Source organism: Burkholderia sp. D-99, from assembly GCF_011605345.1.
GTDB lineage: Bacteria > Pseudomonadota > Gammaproteobacteria > Burkholderiales > Burkholderiaceae > Burkholderia.
The window spans coordinates 21,817-41,941 of sequence record NZ_JAAOXM010000001.1 but is presented as its reverse complement, the minus strand read 5'-3'; the positions used below and the strand labels follow the sequence as shown (position 1 = coordinate 41,941).

Here is a 20,125-nt window from a genome sequence, read left to right as displayed (position 1 = left end):
TCCCCGGCCGGGTCAGAAGTTCACGCGGATCCCGGCCATCACGGCCAGCTGCCGGCTCGAGTTGCTGTTCGCGAGCACCGGAATCTGCGCGTAGTTCACCGCGTTGCCGCTCGCGTCGGTGCCGAGCCCCGTCCCGCTCGCGATCTGGCCGATCGCAACCGCATACAGCGCCGTGCGCTTCGACAGGCTGTAGTTCGTGCCGACGTTCACCTGGTGGAACCGCGTCGTGCCGCGTCCGTCGGTATGCGCTGCGTTGAAGATATACGCGACGCCGCCCTGCAGCGCGGGCGTGAACATGTACGTGGCGTTCAGCTCGCCGATGTCGAACGTGAACGCCTGTGTGCGCGGCTGCACCGTGGTCGAGAAGTAACGGCTGTCGCCGAGGCGCGTATGCGTATAGGTGAGCGCGATCGTCGCATCGCCGAACGTGACCGACCCGCCCGCACCAAACGCGCGCATCGAGCCGGCGTCCTGCAGCAGGCAGTACATCGCGCCCGGGTTGCTGCATGCGAAATCGCCGATATAGCCGTTTGCGCCGCCGAGCGCCGCATCGAGCGGCTGGTGCAAATCGAGGTAGCCGACCGAGAACGCGACCGGCGCGCGCGTATACGTCGCGGCCACCGCGTAGCCGCGCTTCGCTGAAAAGTCGCCGGCCTGCCCGCCGAAGCTGAACGTGCCGCCGAACGTGAGGCCGTTGAAATCGGCGCTGGTGAACTTCACTGCGTTGTTGAAGTTGAATGCGGCGTTCAGGTTGTCGACGTCGCCGAGGTGCGAACCGTACGGTGTCGCCCAGTTGTTGCTCGACACGTACGCGCCGAGCATGTCCGTGTACGAGTCGTATTGGCGGCCGAGGCCGAGCGTGCCGATCCCGTCCTGGCGCAGCCCGACCCACGCCTGCCGGCTGAAGGCCGTGCCGCCCTGCAGCGCCTGCCCGTTCGCCGACAGGAACTGCTGCTCGAGCGTGAACACCGCGTTGAGCCCGCCGCCAAGCGGCTCGGCACCCTGGAAGCCGAAGCGCGACGGCACGAGGTTGCCGCCGCCCATCTGCCACGCATGGCCGCCGCCCGTACTGCCGTCGGCGCGCGTGAACTGCTGGTTCGTCGAGTAGATGATGCCGGTATCCACGGTGCCGTACAGCGTCACGCTGCCCGAAGTCTGCGCGTGTGCGTGCATGCATCCCAGCGTGGCCGCGGCCGCGGCCAGTCGTCGTCCGATCTTCATGTCCCGCCCCTCTGTTGTCATCGATTCGCAGTGCAAATCGATTGGGTTATCGATATGGGTGACAGGACTCTATCCAGCGAAAATTCAGGACCTCTATCGCAAATCGGCAAACAGTGGCACGCATTGCCCGCGACGTTGCCCGACGGCGCCGTCGCGGTGCGCGTGCGTCAGTCGGGACGCGTCGTCTGGGAAGGCAGCTCGCCGAACAGGTCGCGATACTCGCGCGCGAAATAGCCGAGATGCGTAAAACCCCAGCTCGCGGCAGCCTCGCCGACGCCGAGCTGCTGCACGGATGTCGTGCGCAGCATGCGGCGCACCGCGTTCAGCCGGATCGTGCGCAGATAGCCGACCGGCGTGACGTCGGCCACGCGTTGAAAACTCGTTTGCAGCGTGCGGCGGCTGCAACGCAGCGCGCGGCACAGTTCGAGCACGGTGACGGGTTCCTCGGGGCGGTCGCGCAGATGCTTCTCGCAGCGGCTCACGATGTCGCTGTAAGTGGCGTGCGTGATGTCGCGGCGTTCGACGCCGATACCCTGCTCGAGCGCATCGAGGAACATGCCGAGCATCGCGTCGCGAAACATCTTGCGGGTGGCCGCATATTCGAGGTGGCCCGGATTGCGCTGCGCATCGTCGATCAGCGCCGACAGCCGCAGGCCGAGCGCGACGCCCTGCGCGTCGGACAGGCGCGTCACGTGGCGCAGCTTGCGCGCGCCGGATGCGCCGAATTCGGCTTCGCACAGGTCGTCGACCATGTCGGACGCCGCGCTGATCCCGACGAGCCCCATCCCTTCCGGCGTGTGGAATTCGAAATCCTCGCCGGCGCGCAGCGCGAGCAGCGCATAGCCGTCGACGGGCTGGCCCTGGAACGTGCCCGCGAGCGGCACCGACAGCGGCACCGCGAGCGACGTGCGCCCGGCCGGCGCGAGCCCCGTTTGCGCGACGCGCCGGTTGGTCGTCTCGCGGAAGAAGTGAAAATCGTCGTACAGCACCTGCGTGACGGTGCCCTTGAAGCGGCCCGGCGTCATCTGGCGGTAGACCTGATGCCAGCCCGCGATCGCGAGCCCGTGATCGTGCACGTCTTCGTGTGAGCGTGACTGGAACAGCATCGGCATCTCCGGTGAAACCCCTAAACGCGGCCGCCGGATTCCCCCCGGCGCGCAACGCCACAGCTTACCCGTGCAAAATCCTGCGTAGTGCGGTTTCGAACGCAAGACAAGCCGCCGACAGTGCGGCAGCCTGCTCACCCGTCAGGCGGACGTAGCGGCGGAACGACGGCATCCGGTTCACGACCTCGCTGCCGCCGAACGGCACGATCGTGAGCGTCCAGCGGCCATCGCGCGCATCGATCGTCGCGTCGGTCAGGTGCAGCGGCCGCAGCGCGTCGGCCAGCGACGGCTCGGCGACCAGCGCGGCCACCGTATCGGCGAATCCGGGGTCGCATCCCGGCTCGGCTACCGCGTCGATGCCCGTGCGGCGCAGCCAGCCGGTCTGCGTCACCCGCGCGCTGCCCTGCGCGGCCGGTCCGCACGCGGCTGCCGCCACCTTCACGCTGACCGTGTGCATCAGGAACTGGCGGTCGACACGCTCGTCGACGCTCACGCGCATGCCATTCGGCAGCCTGGCCGTCAGGCTGCCGCCCCCGTCGACATCACGTGCGGCGCCCAGATCGGCCAGCACACGCGCGGCGATCGCGCCGGGCCGATGGCCGGGCGGCGGCGCAGCGGGCGCCGCGCGCCAGCGGGCAAGCGCGGCCTTCACGATGCGACGTGCTCGTTGCGCAGCACTTCCTCGACCGGCACCGGCTTGAACGGATGCCGGCGCTGCACGACGAGCGTCCAGAACAGCGCGTACAGCGCGGTGAGCCCGAGCATCGCGCCGAACGGCACGTAGATGTCGCGCGCGTTCATGCCCGGCGGCGTGATGTACCAGATCGCGAGCACGATGCCGACGCTCGACACGATCTGCGGCAGCGGGAACAGCGGCGAACGGTACGGGCGCGGCAGGTCCGGGCGGCGAATCCGCAGCATCACGACCGACGCGGTGACGAGCAGGTACGCGGTGCCCCACGCGCAGGTCGCCGCGAGCACGAGGTGCAGGATGCTGTCGAGATTGCCGTTGATCAGCCACGCGTGGAAGATCGGCACGATCGCCGCCGCGACGATGCCGACCACCGGCGTCTTGAAGCGCGGATGCAGGTACGCGAAGCAGCGCGGCAGCGCACCGTCGATCGCCATCCCGTACAGGATGCGCGGCAGCCCGGCCATCAGCGTGTTGATCGTCGCGGCGCCCGCGCACAGGAACGCGATGCCGAACCAGATGCGACCGAAGGGCCCAAGCACCTGCAGCGCGAACGCGGGAATCGCGCCCGGCGTGTCGAGCAGGTGCGTGAGGCCGTCGGGGCTCACGGGCACGTTCGCGACCTGGCGGCGGATCGCCGCGCCGTACAGGAACATGCAGATCGCGACGCCGACGAGGCCCAGCGCCATCGCGCGCGGGATCGTGCGGCCCGGCGACTTCATCTCCGGCGCGAGCGGCGTGACGAACTCGCAGCCGACGAACATGAACATCGCCATCCCGACCAGCGAGAGCACGGCCGGCACCGACGTGCCGACTTCCGAGCCGCCGAACCATCCGTCGAGGTGGACAGCCGGTGCGGCCGCGAGCCCGAGGATCCCGAAGATCATCAGCGACAGCCACATGCCGGCCGTCAGCACGATCTCGAGCTTGCTGAATACCTTGATGCCGATGATGTTGGTGATCGCGAACGTGACGACGAGGCCGACGCCGACGAGCCACGAGCTGTTGTGCTTCTCGAATGCCGCGTTCAGCGATTCGAAATTGACGAGCGCCATGATGCCGCTCAGGATCGTTTCCGCCGTGCCGGCGAACACGTGCACGAGGAAATACGCGGAGATCGTGCCGGTGATTGCCCAGAAGCGGCCCAGCCCGCACGACAGGTAATCGTAAACCGAGCCGGCGGTGGGCAGCATCGCGGCGGCTTCGGAGAAGGTGGTCGCCTGCGCCTGCATCATCACGAACGCGATGATCATCGCGACCGCGAACGCCCAACCGCCCATCCCGAAGCCCGACGTCGCGGTGAGGATCACCGGGCTTGCCATGATGAGGCCGACGGCGCTCGCCAGCGCGGTCGGAAAGCCGACCGCCCCCGCCTTCAGGGCCGTGCCGCCACCCGCTTCATCCGGCGTGCCGGCGGGCGTGTCGCCTGCGGCGCCGGTAATTCCTGACCATCCCGACATCTTCGTCTCCTTCCTGAGTGGGCCCGAACCTGCGCTCCGGCAGCTATTGAGGCCCCATGCTTTGCGGTCGGCCCGGGGCGGCGCTTCAGCGCTTCGATTCCCGGGCCCCCTGTCGATCACACCTTGATCCGATGTCGAAAAAATACGCAGGCAAAATAATCCGGTCATAGCGCAAATCGGCAAACCGGCGGCAGCCGCGCTGCGCGCCGCCGGTATGCCGTCACGCGATCACGCCATCACGCGAACGGCACGGCCTCGAAGCCCGCCGCGAGCGCGTCGACGATCCGGTCGAGCTGCTCGCGCTGGATCACGAGCGGCGGCGACAGGATGATCTTCGTGCCGACCGGACGCACCAGCACGCCGTTCTCGCGCGCGACTTCCGCGACCGCGTTCGCATAGCCGGACAGCGGATCGATCGGCTCGCGCGTTGCCTTGTTCGCGACGAGGTCGAGCGCGAGCATCAGCCCCTTGCCGCGCACCTCGCCGACCGCCGCGAAGCGTTCCGGGAACGACTGCAGCGCTTCGAGCAGATACGCGCCCTGCTTCGCCGCGTTCGCCGGAAGGTCTTCCTTCACGACGATGTCGAGGCTCGCGATCGCGGCCGCGCATGCGACCGGGTGGCCCGCATACGTGTAGCCGTGCATGATCGCACCGCCAAAATCGGCGTTCGCGGCGAACGCGTCCTCGATCCGCGCGTTCACGACCGTCGCGCCGAGCGGCACGTAGCCCGACGAGATCCCCTTCGCGAGACACATGATGTCCGGGCGCACGCCCCAGCCGCGGCTGCCGAACATGCTGCCGCTGCGGCCGAAGCCCGTCACGACCTCGTCGGCGATCAGCAGCACACCGTAGCGGTCGCACACCTCGCGCACGAGCGGCCAGTAGTTGGCCGGCGGCACGATCACGCCGCCCGCGCCCTGGATCGGCTCCGCGATGAACGCGGCCACCGTGTCCGGGCTCTGGAACTGGATCTCGCGTTCCAGCATTTCCGCGCAGATCCGGCCGAGCTCCTCCGGGTCCTGCGTGAACGGGTTGCGGTACAGCCACGGCGTCTCGACGTGGAAGCAGCCGGGCAGGTTCGGCTCGTAGTTGCGGCGGAACACCGTGTTGCCGTTCACCGACGCGCCGCCGAAATGCGTGCCGTGATAGCCCTGCTTCAGCGAGATGAACTTCGTGCGATCGGCCTGGCCGCGCACCTTCCAGTACTGGCGCGCGATCTTCAGCGCGGTCTCGATCGAATCGGAGCCGCCCGAGCTGTACAGCACGCGGCGCATTCCTTCCAGTTCGAGCATGTCGATCACCTTCTTCGACAGTTCTTCCGCGCGCGGATGCGAAATGCCGTCGAACAGCTGGAAGTATTCGAGCTCGTCGAGCTGGCGCACGATCGCGTCCTTCACTTCCTGGCGGTTGTGGCCGACGTTCACGTTCCACAGGCCCGCGACGCCGTCGACGAGCTTGCGCCCCTCTTCGTCGAACACGTAGCAGCCGTCGCCGCGCACGATACGGATCGGCTTGCGCTGCTTCATCTCGTTCGGGTGCACCATCGGATGCCAGAATTTTGCTTCGTTGTAGCTCATTGCAGTCTCCACTGTCGGATCGTTTGAACCTGGGTCGTTCGGGTTCAGGGTTCGAGGTTGATGCCGCGCGTCAGTGCGCGATGCAGACGGATTTGGTTTCGGTGAAGCCTTCGATCGCGTACTGGCCGAATTCGCGGCCGATGCCCGATTGCTTGTAGCCGCCGAACGGCATCGACGGATCGAGCGGGATATGGCAATTCACCCACACGGTGCCGGCCTCGATCTGCGGCACGAGATTCATCACGCGCTTCAGGTCGTTGCTCCAGATGCTCGCGGCGAGGCCGTACGGCGACGCGTTCGCGAGGCGCACCGCGTCGGCCGCGTCGTCGAACGGCACGACGACGATCACCGGGCCGAACACTTCGTCGCGCACGATCGCGCTGTCCGGATGCGGATCGGCGATCACCGCCGGCTTCACGTAGTAGCCGGGCAGGTCGTCGGCCGGCGTACCGCCCGCGAGGAACGTGAGGCCCGCGCGGCGCGCGCCTTCGATGTGCTGGACGACCTTGTCGCGATGGTGCGCGGATACCAGCGGGTTGATCTGCGCGGTCGTGTCGAGGCCCGCGCCGAGCTTCATCGACTGCGCGACGCCCGCGAGGCCGTCGGCCAGTTGCGCGAACTTGCTGCGATGCACGTAGATGCGCGACGCGGCCGCGCACACCTGCCCCTGGTTGAAGAACGCGCCGGCTGCGACACCGTCGAGCGCCTGCGCGACGTCGATGTCGTCGAGCATCACGATCGGGTTCTTGCCGCCGAGCTCGAGCGAGAAGCGCGTCATGTTCTGCACGGCCGCCGCGCCGACCAGCTTGCCGGTCGCGGTCGAGCCCGTGAACGAGATCTTCGCGATCGACGGGTGGCTCGCGAGCGCGGCGCCGCAGGTGCGGCCGCCCGTGACAACGTTGAACACGCCGGGCGGCACGCCCGCTTCGCGTGCGAGCTCGGCCAGGCGCAGCGCGGTGAGCGGCGTTTCCGGCGACGGCTTCAGCACGATCGTGCAGCCGGCCGCGAGCGCGGGAATCAGCTTCCACACCGCGATCATCAGCGGGAAATTCCACGGCACGATCGCCGCGACCACGCCGACGGGTTCCTTGCGCGTATAGGCCGTATAGCACGCGCCGGGCGGGAACGGGATCGACACGTCGAGCGTCTGGCCGGTTATCTTGGTCGCCCAGCCGGCCATGTAGCGCACGTATTCGACGCTCGCGCCGACCTCGATCGCGCGCGACACGTGAATCGACTTGCCCTGGTTCAGCGTTTCGAGCTGCGCGAGCGTTTCGGCGTCGGCCTCGATCAGGTCGGCGAGTTTCAGCAGGATGCGTTCGCGGTCGGCCGGGCGCAGGCCGCTCCACACGCGCGCGTCGAACGCGCGCTTCGCGCTGGCGACCGCGCGGTCGACGTCGCGTTCGTCGGCATCCGCGACTGTCGCGAGCCGCTCGCCCGTCGCCGGGTCGTACACGTCGAGTCGCGCGGCCGCGTGCGCGGGCTGCATTTCACCGTCGATGAAGAGGCCGAAATCGCGCGCAACGAAAGTGCGCACGGTGTCGCTGACGGCGACGTAGTTCGTGGTGCTCATGGGCGTCTCGTTAGATTGTCGTGGCTAGCCGCGTGCGTGAGGGCACGCGGGCGTCGGACCACTGTATCGACGAGGGATCGCGCCCGGTGAGCGCAAATTGGCAGCGCGTGAGCGCCGAGGGTGGCGGGTTCGAACCCCGTGGGATGACTGGCGGCCGACGCAGAAAGCCGGCCCGGGAGCGACACCGGTCAGCCGCTGACTTCCATGCAGCCCGCGGGACCGACCAGTTCGTTTTCCTTCGCACTGCCCGACGTGAACAGGCAAAAGCTCGCACCGAGGTCGCTTTCGAATTCCATCAGGACATCCAGCCGGCCGTCGCGATCGAGATCGCCGGCCCAGATCAGCGATGCGCTGAACGGCGGCGAGCTGCCGCCGAAATCATGCAGGATCGACCGCTTGCCGCCGCCTTCGACGATCACCGCACCGGATACCGTGTGGCGCAGTTCGTACCGACGGCCGTGAAAACCGAAGCGCAGCGGGCCGGCGCCGGGCTCGATCGCCCTTCCGTCCTTCGTGAACACCAGGCTCGCCGCATCGACCTTGCCCTGCCTGAGCGACTTGCAACGAAACAGCGCCACGGCTTTTTTCAGGTCGGACTGGATGTCGACGATGTCGCCTGCCGGCTGCACCGGTTCGAACCGGACGCGTGCCGGCGCGAGCTTCCAGTGGTTCCCGTCGGGTACCAGTCCTAGCCACCCGGTGCCTGAATAGTTGCCGGCCTCGCCGACGTCCTCCGGGGCAATCCGGGTCGGTTGCAGCACGAGACACGTATCGGGCTCGCCCTCGTGTGCGAAGGCCGGGGTGGAGGCACCCAGCGAGACGACCAGCAATGCCAGCAGCGCTTTGGCTTGGGTATTCATGAATCGGCGATCGCGATGGTTCGAAGTCCGGACCGCAATTATCCGATGAATTACAGGAACAGCGCCCCCACCAGTTCGGTGCGGTTCGACACGCCGAGCTTGCGGTACATGCGCATCAGGTGCGTCTTGACGGTCGGTTGCCCGAGCGCGAGATCGCGGGCGATCTCCTTGTTCGAGCGGCCGTCGCGCACGAGGCGCGCGATCTGCTCCTCGCGGTAGGTCAGCCGCTCTTCGCAGCCGATCCGGTGGATCCCGCGCCGGGCCCGCAGCAGCGGGCTCAGCGCGGCTTCGACAACCGGCTGCAGCCGCGCGAGTGCGTCGATCTCGCCAGGTGCGAACCGCCCGGCCGTGCTGTTGCCGGGCAAGGCGCCGCACGTTTCTCCCGCCCCGAAGCGCAGCAGCGAGAACGCGCCGACCGTCCGGCCCGCGTCGCGCAGCCAGATCTCGACGACGTCGGCCACGTCGTGCCGCCGCAGGAAACGGGTCCAGTACGCGGACGCATCGCGTCTTTCATCAGGCAATTGGGAAGCAAGCGTGACGACCGCACGTTCGCCGGCCGCGCAACGCGACGGATGCAGCGGATCGAGCATCCGGTAGCGCGCGACATAGGTGCGATGCATCGATTCCGGCATCCCGAACAGCTCGAAATCCGCTGGTTCCCCGCTCTGGTCGAGCCGGTAGAACACGATCGCGGACGGGCTCGCGAACGCATCGAACGCGTCCACGCACGCGCGCAGCGCGCGCAGCCAGTCGGCGGCGGCCGGGTCGGCGGGAACGGATGGGGTCGGCATGGTGGAATCGGCTGGCGGGCGAACGCATCGAATATTGAAGTTCGGGCCAGCCTACCGGCGCCGAAAAGCGCCGGTGAGCACAAATCGGCAAATCGTCCCGGTGGGGCCGGTGGGGCCGGTGGGGCCCGTGGAGCTGGTGGAGCTGGTGGAGCTGGTGGAGCTGGTGGAGCTGGTGGAGCTGGTGGAGCTGGTGGAGCTGGTGTGGCTGGTGTGGCTGGTGTGGCTGGTGTGGCTGGTGTGGCTGGTGTGGCTGGTGTGGCTGGTGTGGCTGGTGTGGCTGGTGTGGCTGGTGTGGCTGGTGTGGCTGGTGTGGCTGGTGCGGCTGGTGCGGCTGGTGCGGCTGGTGCCGCCCGTTCACGTTGCGCAACGCGCAACGCCACCCGTGCCGCCCGTGCGGCCGGTTTGACCAGGACGACACAGGCGCGCTGACGCGCGCGCCTCGCGTCAACGCGCGTTCGCGGCGAACGTATCGCAGGCGCTCAACTCGCCCGATTCCATCCCGCGCCGCAGCCAGTACACGCGCTGGTCGCTGGTGCCGTGCGTGAAGCTTTCCGGCACGACGTAGCCCTGCCCTTGCTGCTGCAGCCGGTCGTCGCCGATCGCGGCGGCCGCCTTCAGCCCCTGCTCGAAATCGCCGGGTTCCATCAGGCGCTGGTTCGCGCGCTGCGCGTTGTTCGCCCACACGCCGGCAAAGCAGTCGGCCTGCAGCTCCATCCGTACCGACAGCGCGTTCGAGTGCGCCTGGCTCGCGCGCCGGCGCGCGGCGTCGACCTTGTCGGAAATGCCGAGCAGGTTCTGCACGTGATGGCCGACTTCGTGCGCGATCACGTAAGCCTGCGCGAAATCGCCGCCCGCGCCGAAACGCTTGCGCAACTCGTCGTAGAAACCGAGATCGATGTACACCTTGCGGTCGGCCGGGCAATAGAACGGCCCCATCGCCGTCTGGCCCGTGCCGCACGCCGTGGGCGTCGAATTCGTGAACATCACGAGCGTCGGCGGCTGGTACTGCGCATGCAGCTGGGTATTGAACACGCCCGTCCACGTGCGCTCGATATTGCCGAGCACCTTGCGCGTGAACACCACGCCCGGCTCGTTCGACGGCACGCCCTGCCGCTGCGCGGGCGCGGGCTGCGCCTGCTGCTGGCGGCCCTGCAGCGCCGATGCGCCTTCGAGTATCACGCGCGGGTCGATCCCGAAGAAATACGACGCGGCGAACGCGACCACGATCGTGCCGATGCCGATCGTCGCTCCACGCCCGCCGCCGAACCCGCCGGCGCCACGGCGATCCTCGACGTTCGTGCTTTCCCTTTCGTCGTCCAGCCTCATTGCCGGCCCTCCCTGTTCTTGTCGATGGTCCGGCGCGCGAGCGCGCAACCGGGCGATATGTTGTCGTGGCACGATCCTCGGCCGATGCAAGGGCCGCGCATGGGGGGTGCGCTCGTGCCGAGACCACCAGCCCGCCGCTCCGCTCGCACGACGGAATCGGACAACCGATGCGCCGCGCGTCGATACGCGGCCCGCCCGCGCTATTCTGCCGGGCTTTCGTGACTTATCGCAAAAATGTGGAGGATAGAGCGATTCGGTGCCGGACATCGTCAGCCTTTGCAAAATTGGCGGCGACCGACGTTGCCGGCCGGATGCCACCCGCGTTCATCCTTTCGGCTGATACCGGCGCTCGCCGGCGCCGCCTAAAGTGGCCGGGAACGACACCCTTCCGGAGCACGACATGACATACCCGCAACCCCGCACGATCGCGATCACCGGCGCGGGCACCGGTATCGGCGCCGCGTGTGCGCGCCGCTTCGCCAGCCGCGGCGACCGCGTCGTGCTGATCGGGCGGCGTCAGGCGCCGCTCGACGCGCTGGCCGCCGAAACGGGCGGCCTCGCGCTTGCCGGCGATGCCGCGAGCGCCACCGACTGGGCACGTTTCCTGCCGCATATCGCCGAACGCTTCGGACGCGTCGACGCGCTCGTCACATGCGCGGGCGGCCACGGGCTCGGCCGCGCGGACGAAACCGACGACGCGCAGTGGCGCGACGCGATGCACGCGAACCTCGACACCGCGTTCGTCAGCGCGCGCGCGTGCCTGCCCGACCTGATCGCGCAGCGCGGCAGCATCGTGCTGGTCGCGTCGATCGCGGCGCTCGCGGCCGGGCCCGGCGTGTGCGGCTACACGGTCGGCAAGCACGCGCTGCTCGGGCTCGCGCGGTCGCTCGCGCGCGACTACGGACCGCACGGCGTACGGGCGAATGCGGTGTGCCCGGGCTGGGTCCGCACGCCGATGGCCGATGCGGAGATGGAACCGCTGATGGCGGCGCACGGCGACACGCTCGACGGCGCGTATGCGCGCGTCAGCGCCGACGTGCCGCTGCGCCGCGCGGCCGATCCGGACGAGATCGCGGCCGTCTGCGCGTTCCTCGCGTCGCCGGACGCGTCGTTCGTGACCGGTGCGACGCTCGTCGCGGACGGCGGCGCGATGGTCGTCGACGTGCCGACGCTCGCGTTCGACACGCTCTGAAGCACGCGGGCACACCGCCCGCGTGACGCTTCGTTGCACCCGGCGTGTCGTGCACGCTCGCCGGCACGCCGCCGCCCGTCAGGGCCTCACGACGCGCGCACCGCACCGCCCGCTCGTTTCCCGCCCCGAAAAGTTCGACACGCTCTAAAGCACGCGGGCACACCACCCGCGTAACGCGTCGTGACACCCGGCGTGTCCTGCACGCTCGCCGGCACGCGGCCGCCCGTCCCCCCCACCCACGACACACACCGCGCCGCCCGCTCGTTTCCCCGCCCCGAAAATCCGCTACCATCGACCGATCCCGCCGCCCCGCCCGGCACCGCCTCACGTTTCGGACTTCGATGAACATCCGGTTTCTTGAAACCTTCGTCTGGCTCGCGAAGCTGGAAAACTTCCGGCTCACGGCCGAAAAGCTGCACACGACGCAGGCCGCCGTGTCGAGCCGCATCGCGTCGCTCGAGGAAGCGTTCGACGTGCGCCTGTTCGACCGCAACACGCGCTCGGCCACGCTCACGCCCGCGGGCCGGCGCATGCTGGCCTATGCGGAGCGGATCGTGCGGCTCGACGGCGAAATGCGGCGCGACATCGACGCGGCGAGCGACGCGGGCCTGATCCGGATCGGCGTGATCGAATCGATCGTGCACAGCTGGTTCCCCGCGCTGATGGCGCAACTGCGCGAGCGCTATCCGCGCCTCGACGTCGAGATCACGAGCGACACCACGCTGCATCTGATCCGCCTGCTCAGCACCGACGGCGTCGACCTGATCCTGCAGACCGACCCGGTGCCGGGCCCCGACTTCACGAACCTGCCGCTGTGCGAATTCCCGGTGCGCTGGGCGGCCAGCCCGCGCCTCGGGCTCGGCGGCCAGCCGCTCGACGTCGCGCGCCTGGCCGAATTCCCGATCATCAGCTTCTCGCGCCACTCGGGGCCGCACGCGACGATCGAGCGGCTGTTCGCGGCCGTCGAGCGGCCGGCCAGCATCAACTGCATCACGTCGGTCGCCGCGATGATCCGCCTCGTCGCCGACGGCTTCGGCGTGGCCGCGCTGCCGCCCGCGATCATCGGGCGCGAACTGCACGAAGGCGCGCTCGAACTGCTCGACGTCGAACCCGAGTTCCCCGCGCTGCCGCTCGTCGCGACGTACCGCAGCCAGGGCCTGCCGGTGGCCGCGCGCATCGCGGAACTGGCCAGCGAAGTCGCGCGCGCGATGTCGGCCGCCGCAAGCCACGCCAGGCCGGCGGCAGCGGTCACGCCCGATCGCGTGGACGACACACCCGCCCGTCCCGCGACGAAAGCAAAAGCCAAAGCGCCTGCGAAAACGAAGCGCACGGCGCAATCCGCACCGCCCGCCACCTCCCCCGCGAAACGCCGCCCGCGCCGCTCATAAGAAAACCTGTTCACCACGAATTTGTTTTCTTGTTGGACGGGCGCGGCCCGTCTTCGGGACACTGCGGTTCCTGACACCCCCGTCACGAGGAACCCGCAATGACCCGCTTCCCCCTTCCGCACGGCCAGCTTTGCGTCTGGACGGATATCGACCCCGCGCACGAAGTCGATTTCAACGCGTGGTACGACCGCGAGCACATGCAGGAACGTGTCGCGATTCCGGGCTTCACGCATGCGCGGCGCTTTCGCGCGACCGACGGCGGCCCGCGCAAGTACCTCGCGCTGTACGTGACGGACGCGCTCGACGTGTTCCATGGCGACGCTTACCGGCGCGCGTTCACGCAGCAGACCGCCTGGTCGCTCGCGAACTTCGAGCGCATGACGGGCACGCAGCGGCGCGTCGGCGAACTGACGATCGAGGCCGGCGACGGCGAAGGCGTGCATCTCGCGCTGTTCGTGCTGCCGCCGGATCGCATCGACGTGCCGCACCTGCGCGAGCGTTTCGACGAGGTGCTGCACGAACCGGGCATCCACGCCGCGCGGCTCTTTCGCACCGCGCCCGAGCTGTCCGCACCGATCGGCGCCGACGCGGCCGCCCGCCCGGCCGCCGATGCGCTCGTGCTGATCGAAGGCAGCGATGCGGCCACGACGCGCCGCGTGGCGGCCACGCTCGCCGGGCACGACGACGTGCGCACCTTCGACCTGCTGTGGCGCGCCGCCGCACCGCTGCATGCTGCACGCGGCGACGTCGACGCCGAGCCCGCCGCCGTCGCCGCATTGCCGGCCTGATCGCCCGCACCGGCCGCACCGCCTGCGCGATGCATATCCGCGCATCGGCCCGGCACTTCATCCCGTTCCCCGTCACGACAGGCCCGACACCATGAGCACTCTCGCCCAGCCCGCCGCCCACGCGCCCCGCCGCGTCCGCAACAGCCGACTCGCGACCGCGAGCATGATCGGCACGTCGCTCGAGTGGTACGACTTCACGATCTACAACACGCTCGCCGCACTCGTCTTCAACCACCTGTTTTTCCCGTCGGTCGATCCGCTGGCCGGCACGATCCTCGCGTTCTCGACCTATGCGGTCGGCTACGTATCGCGACCGCTCGGCGGCTTTGTGTTCGGCAATCTCGGCGACCGCATCGGCCGCCGCGCGGTGCTGATGCTCACGCTCGTGCTGATGGGCGTGACGACCGCGCTGATGGGCGCGCTGCCGACCTACGCGCAGGCCGGCATCCTGAGCCCGATCCTGCTCGTCGCGCTGCGCTTCGTCCAGGGTGTCGCGCTCGGCGGCGAATGGGCGGGCGCGGTGCTGCTGTCGGTCGAGCACGGCGACCAGAAGCGGCGCGGGCTGTCCGCATCGTGGACGCAGATCGGCCCGTCGTTCGGCACGCTGCTCGGCACCGGCTGCATCGCGCTCGTGACGCTGTCGACCACGTCGGGGGACTTCCTGTCGTGGGGCTGGCGCGTGCCGTTCGCGGCCAGCGCGCTGCTCGTCGTGTTCGGTTTCTGGCTGCGGCGCGGTGTTGACGAAACGCCGCAGTTCGAACAGCTCGCCGAATCGCACGCGACCGCCGAGGTGCCCGTCGCGGACGTGCTGAAGTACCACTGGAAACGCCTGCTGATCGCGGGCGGTTCGCGAATCGGCTCGGACGTGCTGTATGCGCTGATCGTCGTGTTCACGCTGACCTATGTGACGACCGTGCTGCACCTGTCGCGCCCCGTCGCACTGACGGCCGTGATGATCGGCACGGCCTGCAACGCGCTCGCAGTGCCGTTCTTCGGCGCGCTATCGGACCGCTTCGGCCGCCGGCCCGTCTATCTCGCCGGCGCGCTCGCCGGCATCGTGTGGGCGTTCGTGTTCTTCGCGATGCTCGATTCGGCACGCCCGGGCGCGATCGTCGCGGCCGTCGCGATCGGCCTCGTGATCCACGCGGTGATGTACGGCCCGCAGGGCGCGTTCGTGACCGAACAGTTTCCGACCCGCGTGCGCTATGCGGGCTCGTCGCTCGCGTACACGCTCGCCGGCATCGTCGGCGGCGGCTTCGCGCCGCTCGTGATCGCCGCGCTGTTCCGGCAGACCGGCACAACGACGGCCGTCTCGCTATACGTCGCCGCCGCGCTCGTCGTCACGTCGATCGCGCTCCTTGCCGCACGCGAAACCGCGCACCAGCCGCTCGCGGATTGAGCGTCGCCGTCAGTCGTTTCATTCCTTCGCACTTCAAACGGATACCCGCATGCAAACCCTGTCGTTCAACGTGATTTCCCGGCAACACGCACCGGCCGCGGTCGACGTCGAGATCGAGCGCGTCGTGATCGCCGGCTGGGCCGGGCGTGATCCGGCCGCGATCCGCGCGCATATCGACGAACTCGCGGCGCTCGGCGTTGCGCCGCCGTCGACCACGCCCTGCTTCTATCGCGTGTCGGCCGCGCTGCTCACGCAGGCGCCGTCGATAAGCGTGCTCGGCGCGCGCTCGGGTGGCGAGATCGAATGCGTGCTGGTCGACAGCCCGGCCGGCACGCTCGTGACCGTCGGCTCCGATCATACGGATCGCGAAGTCGAGGCATACGGCGTCGCGGTGTCGAAGCAGGTGTGCGCAAAGCCGCTCGGCCGCGACGCGTGGCTTTACGCGGACGTCGCGGATCACTGGGATGCGATCGAGATGCGTGCGTGGCTGATCTCGCGCGATGGCGAGCGGACGGCGTACCAGCACGGCGCGGTCAGCGGCCTGCTCGCGCCCGACGTGCTGTGGCATCGCTTCGACGACCGCCGCACGATGCCCGCGCGCTGCGCGATGTATGGCGGCACGGTCGCCGTGCACGGCGCGATCGCGGCAATGGGCGACGGCGATGCGTTCGAAATGGAACTGCACGATCCGCTGCTCGGGCGCAGCCTTCGGCACCACTATGCGGTGGAGGTGTTGCCGGTCGTCGCGTGACGGGCCATGAGGCATCGTGGGGCACACGGGTGCGACGGCTTTCTGTAGCCGCGCCGGCTCCTGCTAGTACGGCTGAAAGCAGTGATAGTCCGGGAAGTTGAACTGCGAGTTGTCGCAATACAGAAGACCGACCAGGTTGGTGCACCCGCTCAATCCGAACATGATTGCCCCCGCAACCGACACTTTCCATCCGAAATGCAACATTGCGCCCCCGCTTTTGCTTTATCGACGTTGACCGCCATGATGCTCATCGGACGCGCCCGGGTATGTGGAAAATTGTTGTCCCGCGGGTTCTTCGGTTCGCCAGGACGCTTTCCGGTGCCCGGGCGCAGCCCAAGTCACGCGAAAACGGACGACGTACCGCCGGCCGTGGCGCAAGCCACGGCGGCGGCCAGGGCCCACGCCGCCGCCCGTCATGCCTTGAACGTGACCCACGGCTTCAACCGAACCGCGCTGCGAATGAGGCCGGCCTGCTCCTGCGCATCGATCACGGGCCCGATCGGCTTGTAGGCTTCCGGCGCCTCCTCGATGCGGCGCTCGTCGCGCAGCGTGACACAGCGCCACGTGCCCGGTGCCTGCTCGGTGCGCATCCGCCGCACCGCCTGCCGGCGCACGCTGCGGCCGGCGCCGTGGCTGCATGACCACAGCCAGTCGGGATGGCCGAGCCCGGTCGCGAGAAACGACGCATCGCCCATCGATCCGGGAATCAGCGCGAGATCGCCGTCGCGGGCCGGTGTCGCCCCCTTGCGATGGATGTTCATCCCGTTTTCGCGCAGCACGACGTTGTGCGGCACGTCGACCACGAGTGCCGAACGGGTTTCGCCGGTGAGCTCCGCCAGTTCCTTGCGAACCATCTCGGCAAGCACGACACGGTTAAGCCACGCATAGCGCGCGGCCGTGCCCATCGCGACGAGATACTCGCGTGCCAGCTCGCCGGACAGGCCGTACAGGCCGCTTTCCGGATGCCTGACGCCTGCCGGCCATGCCGCGCGCGCCCGGTCCATCCAGCGTCGCCCGACGTAGAAGCCGACGTCGCGCGACCCGCTGTGGATCATCACGACGACATCGTCCTTTGCGAGTCCCGCCCGGTAGGCCGCATGCCGATCGAACACTTCGTCGACCACCTGCAGTTCGACGAAGTGATTGCCCGACCCAGGCGTGCCGAGGCAAGGATCGCGGAATACCTCGCGCGACCCGACGTGTGCGTCCGGCGCATATTTCGCGCTGCCGTCGAACCGGTCGAGGCCGATGCACGACGACAGTTCGTCGATGAGCCGATCGCGGTCGACGTGCGCCCACAGCCCCTGCCGCGCGACGCGATCGACGAAGGCCGCCGGGCCCGCGTCGAACAGCGCGCGGAATGCGTCGCTGGCGACCGGCACGTCGCGCCGGTCCGCGAGAATCGCGCGCGTCAGCCGCTCGACGAGTGCCGTCTCGAACGGCGCGAGCGCCGAGCGCTTGAGGCCCGTGGTGACGAGACGCATCCCGCAATTGATATCGGTGCCGATCGCGGCGGGAATCACGAACGCGTCGTCGGTCGCGACGATCGAGCCGACGGGCGCGACCCCGCCCGGATGAAAGTCGGGCGTCGCGCACGCCTTGCACACGCCCTGATGGCCGTCCGGCGAACGGACTGCCGCGAACGCGAGCAACTGCTGAACGGCCTTCTCCTCGAGCGGGAGCGAATCGGGCAGCAGGACGGACGCCTGCGTCAGTTCATTGCGCAGGTGATAGATGCCGGCGTGATAGTCGACACGGATGCCTTGCCGTTGCAAGGCCTTTTTTAAGCGAGGAAAAGTAGACATCGCTGCTGAAAATGAAAAAGGTACGACGCGACCTCCGGTTTTCCGGCGGTCGTGGGTACCTTCCTGCAGCAGCGTCGAGGAAGGGAGCGCGGATCATAGCAGAACGCGATTGCGTTCGCGCGCCGCCGTTGCTCACTTGAGACACCCGAGCCCCGCCAGCGTCGCCTCGATCGCGGTATCGAGCGGCGTGACCGGCTCGCGGCCGAGCACCGCGGTCACCCGCGTGTTGTCCAGCCGGATCGGCTCGCGCCACAGGTAGCGCATCTCGAGCAATTCGCGCAGCGTCGTGACGAACGGCGCCGCGGCCCACACGAGCCACCACGGGAACTTGCGCACCGTCGGACGCAGCCCGTGCCGCTGCGCGACGCGGCGCACGGCCTCCGCCATCTGCGTGCCGTCCGCGTCCCAGTGCCCGCCGAGGTGAAAGCGCGCGAACGGTTCCAGCGTGTCGCGCCGCTCGATCAGCTCGACCATCGTGCGCGCGGCGTCCGGCACATACGACCATTGATGCCCGATGCCGTCCCGCCCCGGCACGCTGATGGCCGCGACCGGCTGCCCGGCCTTGACGAACCCCTGCGCAAACCAGCTGTTGCCGGTGAGCTTCGGCCCGAAGAAATCGCCGGCGCGCACGATGATCGTGCGAACGCCATGCCCGGCCGCATCCTGCAGCCGGCGCTCCAGCTCGACGCGGATCGCGCCCTTGCGCGTCGACGGATGCTGCGGCGCATCCTCGTGCAGCACCGGAAACGCGTCGGCGCCGTAGTTGTACACCGTGCCCGGCAGCACGACGGTTGCCTGCTCCGCCTTCGCCGCCGCGATCGTGTTGTCGATCATCGGCAGCACCTGCCCGGCCCAGTTCCGGTAGCCGGGCGGATTCACCGCGTGCACGATCACGCTGCAACCGCGCGCGGCCCGGACCACCGCGTCGCGGTCCATCGCGTCGCCGCGCATCCAGGTGATGCCGTCGCGCTCCACGAGCTCGGCGTCGAGCCCGCGCTTCAGCGCGCGTACCTGCCAGCCCGCATCGCGCAGCTGTCGCGCGACTTCCCCGCCAATCCCGCCGCTCGCACCGAGCACGAGGGCCTGTCGTTGCGTTCCGCCTGCGTGGGTCGTCATTGCCGCTCTCCTTGAATGAACCGTCATGACACGCATTCTGGCGCGCCGTTGGCTACCAAGGAATTGCCGAACCCAATGGATCAGCTATACATTTATGCATGACCACCGATCTGAACTGGGAACGCTACCGCACCTTCCTTGCCGTGCTGACGGAAGGCTCGCTGTCCGGTGCGGCGCGCGCGCTCGGCATCACGCAGCCGACGGCCGGCCGCCACGTCGCGGCGCTCGAGGCCGGGTTCGGCCAGACACTGTTCACGCGCTCGCCGTCCGGCCTGCTGCCGACCGAGGCGGCGCTCGCGCTGCGCGGCCACGCGGAGGCGCTGCGCAGCGCGGCGGCCGCGTTCGAGCGCGCGGCCGCGAGCCACGGCGCCGGCGTGCGCGGCATCGTGCGGATTTCGGCCAGCGACGTGATCGCCGTCGAAGTGCTCCCGCCGATTCTCGCGCAATTGCGGCGTCACCATCCGGGGCTCGTCATCGAACTGGTGCCGACCGACCGCATCCAGGACGTGCTCAAGCGCGAGGCCGACATCGCGGTCCGGATGGCGCCGCCCGCGCAGGAGGCGCTCGTTGCGCGGCGCATCGGCGAAATCGATGTCGCGCTGTATGCGCGCGACGACTACCTGGCACGCAACGGTACGCCCGCGACGATCGACGAACTCGCGCATCACGCGCTGATCGGCTTCGACACGGTCACGCCGTTCATCCGCTCGGCGGGCCGCGGCATGCCGCTGTGGAAGCGCGAGGCGTTCGCGCTGCGCACCGACAGCAACCTGGCGCAGCTCGCGATGATCCGCGCCGGCTACGGGATCGGCTTCTGCCAGACCGGGCTCGCGAAGCGGGATACGCGGCTCGTGCGCGTGCTGCCGGACGGGCCTGCGATGCAGCTGGAAACCTGGGTCGTGATGCATGAGGACTTGCGCACGAGCCCGCGCTGCCGGGCGACGTTCGATGCGCTGGTGCGGGGGTTGCTTGAGTACGTCGACGGCGAGCAAGTGTGACCGTTGCGCGCCAGGAAGGGGGGGCACAACAGCGACCGCCTCGCCAGCACCTCTCTCGCCTGCGTCACTGGCCCCCGTCCTCC

The 20,125-nt window shown here is 68.9% G+C and carries 18 protein-coding genes; 7 read left to right on the top strand and 11 right to left on the bottom strand.

Annotation, left to right across the window (positions count from 1 at the left end; translation table 11 throughout):
- Positions 1 to 12 precede the first annotated feature (12 nt).
- From HAV18_RS00205 to HAV18_RS00170, 8 genes are all read right to left on the bottom strand, one after another.
- Positions 13 to 1,221, bottom strand: a complete 1,209-nt coding sequence (locus HAV18_RS00205) for a porin (protein ID WP_166950966.1) — start codon at positions 1,219 to 1,221, stop codon at positions 13 to 15.
- Positions 1,222 to 1,388: 167 nt separating this feature from the next.
- A complete protein-coding gene (locus tag HAV18_RS00200) occupies positions 1,389 to 2,327 on the bottom strand; it encodes a helix-turn-helix domain-containing protein (protein ID WP_166950962.1) in 939 nt (312 codons plus the stop codon).
- Between the two features lie 64 nt (positions 2,328 to 2,391).
- Positions 2,392 to 2,979 carry a DUF3156 family protein gene (locus tag HAV18_RS00195; RefSeq protein WP_166950959.1) on the bottom strand — a complete coding sequence of 196 codons (588 nt, stop codon included), beginning with the start codon at positions 2,977 to 2,979 and terminating at the stop codon, positions 2,392 to 2,394.
- Positions 2,976 to 4,478 (bottom strand): APC family permease, encoded by a 1,503-nt coding sequence (locus HAV18_RS00190; protein WP_166950955.1) that lies wholly within the window; start codon positions 4,476 to 4,478, stop codon positions 2,976 to 2,978. The genes HAV18_RS00195 and HAV18_RS00190 overlap by 4 nt, the downstream gene beginning before the upstream one ends.
- A gap of 236 nt (positions 4,479 to 4,714) precedes the next feature.
- Entirely contained in the window at positions 4,715 to 6,055 is a 1,341-nt protein-coding gene (locus HAV18_RS00185; protein ID WP_166950952.1) for an aspartate aminotransferase family protein, read from the bottom strand.
- Positions 6,056 to 6,125: 70 nt separating this feature from the next.
- Positions 6,126 to 7,628: an aldehyde dehydrogenase family protein gene (locus HAV18_RS00180; RefSeq protein ID WP_166950948.1), complete on the bottom strand. Its 1,503-nt coding sequence runs from the start codon at positions 7,626 to 7,628 to the stop codon at positions 6,126 to 6,128.
- Between the two features lie 188 nt (positions 7,629 to 7,816).
- Positions 7,817 to 8,488, bottom strand: coding sequence for a hypothetical protein (locus tag HAV18_RS00175; protein WP_166950944.1), 672 nt, complete (start codon positions 8,486 to 8,488; stop codon positions 7,817 to 7,819).
- A gap of 50 nt (positions 8,489 to 8,538) precedes the next feature.
- Positions 8,539 to 9,279: a LuxR C-terminal-related transcriptional regulator gene (locus HAV18_RS00170; RefSeq protein WP_166950941.1), complete on the bottom strand. Its 741-nt coding sequence runs from the start codon at positions 9,277 to 9,279 to the stop codon at positions 8,539 to 8,541.
- 127 nt (positions 9,280 to 9,406) lie between these two features.
- On the opposite strand from HAV18_RS00170, the gene HAV18_RS00165 reads away from it, so the two are divergent.
- On the top strand, positions 9,407 to 9,685 hold the full coding sequence (locus HAV18_RS00165) for a hypothetical protein (protein ID WP_166950846.1): 279 nt from the start codon (positions 9,407 to 9,409) through the stop codon (positions 9,683 to 9,685).
- Positions 9,686 to 9,723: 38 nt separating this feature from the next.
- Here HAV18_RS00165 and HAV18_RS00160 read toward each other — a convergent pair whose 3' ends face one another.
- A complete protein-coding gene (locus tag HAV18_RS00160; protein WP_166950936.1) occupies positions 9,724 to 10,605 on the bottom strand; it encodes a neutral zinc metallopeptidase in 882 nt (293 codons plus the stop codon).
- Positions 10,606 to 11,005: 400 nt separating this feature from the next.
- On the opposite strand from HAV18_RS00160, the gene HAV18_RS00155 reads away from it, so the two are divergent.
- The 5 genes from HAV18_RS00155 to HAV18_RS00135 all read left to right on the top strand — a co-directional run bounded on the left by HAV18_RS00155 (position 11,006) and on the right by HAV18_RS00135 (position 16,123).
- Positions 11,006 to 11,797 (top strand): SDR family NAD(P)-dependent oxidoreductase, encoded by a 792-nt coding sequence (locus HAV18_RS00155; protein WP_166950933.1) that lies wholly within the window; start codon positions 11,006 to 11,008, stop codon positions 11,795 to 11,797.
- Between the two features lie 341 nt (positions 11,798 to 12,138).
- Positions 12,139 to 13,185: a LysR family transcriptional regulator gene (locus HAV18_RS00150; protein ID WP_166950930.1), complete on the top strand. Its 1,047-nt coding sequence runs from the start codon at positions 12,139 to 12,141 to the stop codon at positions 13,183 to 13,185.
- 98 nt (positions 13,186 to 13,283) lie between these two features.
- A complete protein-coding gene (locus tag HAV18_RS00145; protein ID WP_166950927.1) occupies positions 13,284 to 13,973 on the top strand; it encodes a DUF4286 family protein in 690 nt (229 codons plus the stop codon).
- A gap of 91 nt (positions 13,974 to 14,064) precedes the next feature.
- The gene (locus tag HAV18_RS00140; protein ID WP_166950924.1) at positions 14,065 to 15,372 is read left to right on the top strand and encodes an MFS transporter; all 1,308 of its coding nucleotides are present in this window, start codon (positions 14,065 to 14,067) and stop codon (positions 15,370 to 15,372) included.
- Positions 15,373 to 15,421: 49 nt separating this feature from the next.
- Entirely contained in the window at positions 15,422 to 16,123 is a 702-nt protein-coding gene (locus HAV18_RS00135; RefSeq protein WP_166950921.1) for a DUF2848 domain-containing protein, read from the top strand.
- Between the two features lie 413 nt (positions 16,124 to 16,536).
- Here the strand turns inward: HAV18_RS00135 and HAV18_RS00130 are convergent, their stop codons facing one another.
- Positions 16,537 to 17,928, bottom strand: a complete 1,392-nt coding sequence (locus tag HAV18_RS00130) for an RtcB family protein (protein WP_166950918.1) — start codon at positions 17,926 to 17,928, stop codon at positions 16,537 to 16,539.
- Positions 17,929 to 18,060: 132 nt separating this feature from the next.
- Positions 18,061 to 19,044 carry an NAD-dependent epimerase/dehydratase family protein gene (locus HAV18_RS00125; RefSeq protein WP_166950915.1) on the bottom strand — a complete coding sequence of 328 codons (984 nt, stop codon included), beginning with the start codon at positions 19,042 to 19,044 and terminating at the stop codon, positions 18,061 to 18,063.
- Between the two features lie 98 nt (positions 19,045 to 19,142).
- Here HAV18_RS00125 and HAV18_RS00120 point away from each other — a divergent pair, with 98 nt between their 5' ends.
- On the top strand, positions 19,143 to 20,042 hold the full coding sequence (locus tag HAV18_RS00120) for a LysR family transcriptional regulator (RefSeq protein WP_166950912.1): 900 nt from the start codon (positions 19,143 to 19,145) through the stop codon (positions 20,040 to 20,042).
- Positions 20,043 to 20,125 lie beyond the last annotated feature (83 nt).

Excerpts from the sequence above, each read along its gene's own strand:
- HAV18_RS00205 (WP_166950966.1), bottom strand. The coding sequence starts at position 1,221 with ATGAAGATCGGACGACGACTGGCCGCGGCCGCGGCCACGCTGGGATGC.
- HAV18_RS00200 (WP_166950962.1), bottom strand. The coding sequence starts at position 2,327 with ATGCTGTTCCAGTCACGCTCACACGAAGACGTGCACGATCACGGGCTC.
- HAV18_RS00190 (WP_166950955.1), bottom strand. The coding sequence starts at position 4,478 with ATGTCGGGATGGTCAGGAATTACCGGCGCCGCAGGCGACACGCCCGCC.
- HAV18_RS00185 (WP_166950952.1), bottom strand. The coding sequence starts at position 6,055 with ATGAGCTACAACGAAGCAAAATTCTGGCATCCGATGGTGCACCCGAAC.
- HAV18_RS00180 (WP_166950948.1), bottom strand. The coding sequence starts at position 7,628 with ATGAGCACCACGAACTACGTCGCCGTCAGCGACACCGTGCGCACTTTC.
- HAV18_RS00175 (WP_166950944.1), bottom strand. The coding sequence starts at position 8,488 with ATGAATACCCAAGCCAAAGCGCTGCTGGCATTGCTGGTCGTCTCGCTG.
- HAV18_RS00170 (WP_166950941.1), bottom strand. The coding sequence starts at position 9,279 with ATGCCGACCCCATCCGTTCCCGCCGACCCGGCCGCCGCCGACTGGCTG.
- HAV18_RS00160 (WP_166950936.1), bottom strand. The coding sequence starts at position 10,605 with ATGAGGCTGGACGACGAAAGGGAAAGCACGAACGTCGAGGATCGCCGT.
- HAV18_RS00155 (WP_166950933.1), top strand. The coding sequence starts at position 11,006 with ATGACATACCCGCAACCCCGCACGATCGCGATCACCGGCGCGGGCACC.
- HAV18_RS00150 (WP_166950930.1), top strand. The coding sequence starts at position 12,139 with ATGAACATCCGGTTTCTTGAAACCTTCGTCTGGCTCGCGAAGCTGGAA.
- HAV18_RS00145 (WP_166950927.1), top strand. The coding sequence starts at position 13,284 with ATGACCCGCTTCCCCCTTCCGCACGGCCAGCTTTGCGTCTGGACGGAT.
- HAV18_RS00140 (WP_166950924.1), top strand. The coding sequence starts at position 14,065 with ATGAGCACTCTCGCCCAGCCCGCCGCCCACGCGCCCCGCCGCGTCCGC.
- HAV18_RS00135 (WP_166950921.1), top strand. The coding sequence starts at position 15,422 with ATGCAAACCCTGTCGTTCAACGTGATTTCCCGGCAACACGCACCGGCC.
- HAV18_RS00130 (WP_166950918.1), bottom strand. The coding sequence starts at position 17,928 with ATGTCTACTTTTCCTCGCTTAAAAAAGGCCTTGCAACGGCAAGGCATC.
- HAV18_RS00125 (WP_166950915.1), bottom strand. The coding sequence starts at position 19,044 with ATGACGACCCACGCAGGCGGAACGCAACGACAGGCCCTCGTGCTCGGT.
- HAV18_RS00120 (WP_166950912.1), top strand. The coding sequence starts at position 19,143 with ATGACCACCGATCTGAACTGGGAACGCTACCGCACCTTCCTTGCCGTG.